General features: G+C 33.5%; 5 protein-coding genes and 1 pseudogene. All 6 read right to left on the bottom strand.

Features of this window, described 5'->3' with window-relative positions; all coding sequences use genetic code 11:
- Positions 1-28: 28 nt before the first annotated feature.
- Positions 29-151, bottom strand: a complete 123-nt coding sequence (locus RR409_RS16985) for a hypothetical protein (RefSeq protein ID WP_332558961.1) — start codon at positions 149-151, stop codon at positions 29-31.
- 58 nt (positions 152-209) lie between these two features.
- A complete protein-coding gene (locus tag RR409_RS16980; RefSeq protein WP_332558960.1) occupies positions 210-1,211 on the bottom strand; it encodes a BtrH N-terminal domain-containing protein in 1,002 nt (333 codons plus the stop codon).
- Positions 1,201-1,743, bottom strand: coding sequence for a PadR family transcriptional regulator (locus RR409_RS16975; RefSeq protein WP_332558959.1), 543 nt, complete (start codon positions 1,741-1,743; stop codon positions 1,201-1,203). The genes RR409_RS16980 and RR409_RS16975 overlap by 11 nt, the downstream gene beginning before the upstream one ends.
- Before the next feature lie 422 nt (positions 1,744-2,165).
- Positions 2,166-2,894 carry a hypothetical protein gene (locus RR409_RS16970; RefSeq protein WP_332558958.1) on the bottom strand — a complete coding sequence of 243 codons (729 nt, stop codon included), beginning with the start codon at positions 2,892-2,894 and terminating at the stop codon, positions 2,166-2,168.
- A gap of 441 nt (positions 2,895-3,335) precedes the next feature.
- Entirely contained in the window at positions 3,336-5,531 is a 2,196-nt protein-coding gene (gene katG / locus RR409_RS16965) for a catalase/peroxidase HPI (RefSeq protein ID WP_332558957.1), read from the bottom strand.
- Between the two features lie 246 nt (positions 5,532-5,777).
- Positions 5,778-5,996: pseudogene (locus RR409_RS16960) on the bottom strand (hypothetical protein); the annotation flags it as partial.
- Positions 5,997-6,000 lie beyond the last annotated feature (4 nt).

The raw sequence follows: 6,000 nt of genomic DNA, 5'->3' as shown, positions 1-6,000 counted from the left end.
AGCTTTAATTCCTCTTTAGTATAACTATTTAACAAAAACAGTTCCTCATAGGCTTATCATAAGAAGCATCTGCGAAATATTTCTTTGAATACTCCTTAAAATCATTAAGATTTTCATCCTTTATTCCTATGTCTTTTGCCCAGCCTTCCACATCTACTCGTGACGTACTGTAATCAAAGCCTTTTGATACCCCTATATAATATATACCGCTACTTACATTTTACAAAAACTGAGGTGGTTTCAAAAATCAACTTCATTGCTTCTTCTTCCAAAGTAGCAATTTCCAGTAATATATGGGAAGCTTCTTTAAGTTTTTGTACATCTGAATTCTCTCCGGCACTACAGATCAATTTTGATACTTCTGTCCACATCTGCGCAATAGTACAAAAATTCTTATATGAGTTATACAGTTCTAAGTCTGGGTATAAATCATCACATTCTTTAAGAAAATCTCTGTACATATTCCTAAACAAGGCTCCACCAGTACCAGCCTTCTCCATTAATGTACCTACTTGTGTGATTAATTCTGGGGTAATGCCAGGTCTTTCAAACCAACTTCCAATAACCTTTGCTGTTTTTCTTATACCTTTGAACGCTACATTTTGAATTGGTGGATTCAAATATTCACATGCATTGTTATAAATTGCAGATATAATAATATCCTTTAAATTAAGAGGCATATTTCCTGTTATTGTAAATGACCTATTCGCTGAAGACATTGGGCCTTTAGCACTTCTAGCCTCTGATAGGGATAATAAACTTGTCTTGAGATTAACCCCCTGTTGATCAGTATCTATTAAATAAGCAAACTTATCATCATAACCATAAATAGTTACATAATGACCAGCAAAATGTATCTTCTTCGTAAAATATTCGAGATAATAACAATCTAATTTTAATCCTACTGGTATACCATCATCAATTTTAGATTTTACATTTTCCCATGCCTTTGATTTTGAAGTTGTCTGACACACCTCAATATTTAAATTGAGATTTTTAACTATTTTTTCTGTTAAAATATCTTGCTTACATCTTCCTCCTAAGAATGGAAAGCCCATTTGCTTACTATCCCAATAAATAAAACTGAGTCCCTCCCCAATTCCAAATAACATTGGTTCCGAAAGTGTTACTCCACAATTTTGAAGTAGATTGCCCACCGTAGTTGTTTCGCAATGATTCCCATAAAAGGGGCGAAAGTTTTCAATAATCATTTTTATTCTCCTTTATTTCCTTTAATAAATCATTTATCCATTCAACCTCAGCCTCAATCAACCTTACAGGATGTGTAAATAAGGCCTTTATATGAATGATATTGTGTACCATTGGTTGCTCAGAATAACTTTGAAGGATAGCTTGTCGCCTTTTTTCAAGGCTATCCCGGTATTTAACAAGACATTCGTATAATTCTTCCTTAGTGAGAAAATGCGAAAAAGCTAACCCTATGGAAAATTCATTGTAAACACGCTTCGGAGATTGAAGTGTTTCTTTTATTATTTTTCGTACAGACTCCCTTGCTGTTTCATTAATAAAATAGACTTTGCGAGGAGGGGCTCCAAATTCCTCCTCATATCTTGAGGCAATGAAACCTTTTTCCTCAAGTTTTTTTAATGAATTATAGATTGAAGAAAAGCCGATTTTTGTCCAATTTCTAATTTTACGTTCTTCAATAACCGACTCTATTTCATACCCGTAACGATCTTTTTCATAAAGTAAACCAAGGAGCACAAGTTCAATTTGAGTCAATATAAAACCTCCTAACGCACATATATGATTATATCTTTTTAATACTCCATATCTCTAAGCGTAATCCATTTGCTCTGTTCATATTTTAGGAACTAGTAGATTAGTTGGGTCAGCTTTGATCACTAGTTCACATTCAACCATGATTTATTCTTTCTTATTGAAAATGAAAGGTCACTAAGCCACAATACAGAGCTATTCTATATATAGAATAGCAATGAAAAACACAATTGTCAATTCTAATCCCATCTTTACATCATCATGCAGCAGTGTATAATTACATCTCTATATCAAACCCTATTACTTTTAAAAGAGTTTATTTGATTCCTAAAACAAAAAGGATTTCCCTACATTTTCATCGTATTAATCCAATCCTCAAGTTTTACTATTTTATACTTAGGTAAATATTCTTCATAAATATGGTATTATTCTAAAGTGCAACTATATTTTCTAAGATTCTTAATTAACATTTCATATTGTAAGTCTCCTAACCCATACTGTGGGAAAATTTTTAATAAATCAATGATTAACTTACTGTTCTCTTTGCTTATATTTTGCATAATATAACGATTGATCTCACTATTTTTATCCCTATAGTTTAAATATAATGACACAGCTTGGTACATTACAGGCATCAATTTTTCAGTTGTCATTTCTTTTTTACAAACTATACTTTTAAACTTTTGTAAGCTTCCATTTATATCAATTTCATAGGCATCTGGTAGCATTTCATCTGTAATTTCATTTGCCATACAGAATAATACGTCTCCTTCAAAATTACATTGCTCTAAATAAGCAAGTATAGTTAGCATATTAATTTGACAGAACATATCATCACCAAACCATAAAACTATTGTATCAAACTTATCCATTAATAATGGTTCTAATGGATTCAATACTATACTCCTATACAGTTCTACTGTTGTGTTGAGTGACTGCACTCTTTTTTTAATAAATAAATCTGAAAATATCTCTTCATCTGCATCACCCCAACACATCGCTTCATTAAATGGAATATAGGTAAATTTTTCGTTTACCCATCTATTTTTTTTAAACTTGTCCATCATACAACTACCATTTAATATATGTAGTACATTTGCTTTATATTTTTCAGATATTTCTTCTTGAATATTGTAAATAACTTCATTTTTCATCCTATATCCGTCCTTATTACTTTCAACAATAAAATTATGCATTGCATAATATTTTGAAATTGGCAACTGTTTTTTTCTATATTCATATGGTGAAACACCATAAAAGCCCAAAAACGCACGTGAAAAAGCTTCTTGAGATGAATAACAATATTTTATGATATTGGTTGTGATATTTTAAGGACTTACTTTCTCATGGTAAGTCCTTTTTTCTTAACTATGGGATTCAAAGATGAATTTTTATCTTATACCTCCTAAAACCCATAAGAGAAGGCACCTGATTATTTTTAGATAACAACATTTTAGAAGCTTCAAGTCTGCCATATTATATAAGTGACTGTTGCCCAGCTAAGAAAAGATACTATACTGGTAGTTTAAATCTGCTTCTAAAGATCTTAATTGAAATGAAGTTGTTAATCAAATTAACTTGTTCATTGTTTAATATTATTCTTCAACATCGAAACGATCTGCATTCATTACTTTATTCCATGCAGCTACAAAATCTTGTATGAACTTTTTCTCATTGCCGTTAGATGCATATACCTCAGCAACTGCACGTAGTTGTGAATTTGATCCAAATATAAGATCAACACTTGTTGCTGTCCACTTCCTCTTCCTAGTTTCCCTATCAAAACCTACATATTTTTCCTTATTTTCAGGTAACACCTTCCACAGTGTATCAATATCAAGAAGATTTACAAAGAAATCATTTGTAAGGCATTCTTCCCTCTTTGTAAACACCCCATCCTTTGATTGTTTATAATTAGTGTTTAACACACGCATACCACCAATTAATACTGTCATTTCTGGAATCGTTAGTGTTAATAATTGTGCTCTATCAATTAACATTTCCTCTGGTTTTACTGCATATTTATCTTTTATATAGTTTCTAAAGCCATCTGCTTTAGGTTCAAGAACACTAAATGCCTCTATATCTGTTTCCTCTTGTGTTGCATCAGTTCGTCCTGGAGTAAAAGGAACAGTAATGTTGTACCCTGCATTTTTAGCTGCTTCTTCAATACCAACACATCCACCTAATACAATAATATCAGATAAAGAAACCTTCTTCTCCTTTGAATGTGAACTATTAAAACTTATTTGAATTTTTTCTAGGGTATTTAAAACCTTGCTAAGCCTTTCTGGCTCATTAATTTGCCATTGTATTTGTGGCTTTAGGCGAATTCTTGCCCCATTTGCCCCTCCACGCTTATCTGAACCACGAAAGGTTGAAGCAGATTCCCAAGCTGTTGTAACAAGTTCTGACATTGACAACCCTGAAGCTAAAATCTTTTTCTTAAGCTCTGAAATATTCTTTTTATTAATCAATTTATAGTCAACCTTTGGCACTGGGTCTTGCCAAATAAAGCTTTCTTTTGGAACTTCTGGTCCAAGATATCTTGATATTGGTCCCATATCTCTATGGGTTAATTTAAACCAAGCTTTGGCGAAGTCCTCAGTAAATTTTTTAGGATTTTTTAGATAGTTCTTTGCAATTAATCTATAACTAGGATCATAAATAAGTGATAAATCTGCTGTGGTCATCATAGGTCTATGCTTTTTAAATGGATCATGGGCATCAACTACCATATCCTCTTCATCTACATCTTTAGCTAACCATTGATATGCTCCTGCAGGACTTTTAACTAATTCCCACTCATATTTAAATAAGGTTTTTAAGTAGCCCATTGTCCACTTTGTAGGCTCTGCTTTCCATGCACCTTCAAGCCCACTACTTATTGTATCTGGACCCATACCAGTTTTATAACTATTTTTCCACCCAAGTCCTTGCTGTTCAATAGGTGCAGCTTCTGGCTCTGGTCCAACATAGGAAGGTGATGCAGCACCATGACATTTACCAAAAGTATGTCCACCAGCTATAAGTGCAACAGTTTCCTCATCATTCATTGCCATGCGAGCGAAGGTTTCCCTTACATCCTTCGCTGATGCCTTAGGGTCAGGGTTTCCATTTGGTCCCTCAGGGTTTACATAAATTAAGCCCATTTGTACAGCAGCAAGAGGATTTTCAAGTTCTTTTTCATCTTTATTACGGTGAGCTTCAAGCCATTTTTTTTCACTGCCCCAGTAAATATCCTCCTGTGGTTCCCAAACATCCACTCTGCCACCACCAAAACCGATTGTCTTTAATCCCATAGATTCTAATGCACAGTTACCTGTCAATATCATAAGGTCAGCCCAAGATATTCTATTTCCATATTTCTTTTTAATTGGCCAAAGTAAACGACGTGTTTTATCTAAATTAATATTATCTGGCCAGCTATTAAGTGGTGGAAAACGTTGCAATCCTTGCCCTCCACCGCCTCTACCATCACCAACTCTATAAGTTCCAGCACTATGCCAAGCCATACGAATAAAGAATGGTCCATAGTGACCATAATCAGCAGGCCACCATTCCTTAGAATCTGTCATCAACTTATATAAATCATTCTTTAGTTCATAATAATCTAATTTTTCAAATTCTTTTGCGTAGTTAAAATCCTTAGACATAGGATTGCTTAGTTCTGAGTTTTGACGAAGAACATTAAGCTTAAGTTGATTTGGCCACCAATACTCATTAGTTGTTCCCCCACCAGCCGCTGCTCTGCTTGTTCTTCCTGTCACTGGACATTTCCCTTCTAACATAACACTAGCCTCCTTACCCTTCTTCTTTACCTACTTGCACCCCTACTTAATTTATGTGTAAATATAGATAATGTAGCCTTTCTGATATAAATACTATTACAGTAAATTATATAAATATATAACTAGCAGTATGAGTGACATCACAAAATTTTACAAATGCCCACCTGTTCCAAAAACAGCAACCTTTTATAATTTTTTATATATTCTCATGGCAAAGCTATAAGCAACAACTATTATTGCTATACACTAAGCAAGAGCAACCAAGATATCTTTTCCTACTGGTTGATTTGCTAATAAATTACGAAAAGCTTCTACGATAGGAGTTACAGGTTGGTTTTCTTCAAAGACACGTACTACTGAAGGCATAGTATCTGTTGGTACAAAGGCAGAACTTATAAATGGTAAGAAGATGATTGGGTAAGGGAATGCGCCATTTCCTACATTTATGACATTCTTACTCTTAATACAA

The organism is Clostridium sp. (assembly GCF_036642255.1).
GTDB lineage: Bacteria > Bacillota > Clostridia > Clostridiales > Clostridiaceae > Clostridium_J.
The sequence above is the reverse complement of the archived record's forward strand: the minus strand, read 5'-3'. Positions and strand labels throughout refer to the sequence as shown.

Bases quoted from the DNA above. Each gene is read 5' to 3' on its own strand.
- RR409_RS16970 (WP_332558958.1), bottom strand. From the start codon at position 2,894: ATGAAAAATGAAGTTATTTACAATATTCAAGAAGAAATATCTGAAAAA.
- RR409_RS16980 (WP_332558960.1), bottom strand. From the start codon at position 1,211: ATGATTATTGAAAACTTTCGCCCCTTTTATGGGAATCATTGCGAAACA.
- katG (WP_332558957.1), bottom strand. From the start codon at position 5,531: ATGTTAGAAGGGAAATGTCCAGTGACAGGAAGAACAAGCAGAGCAGCG.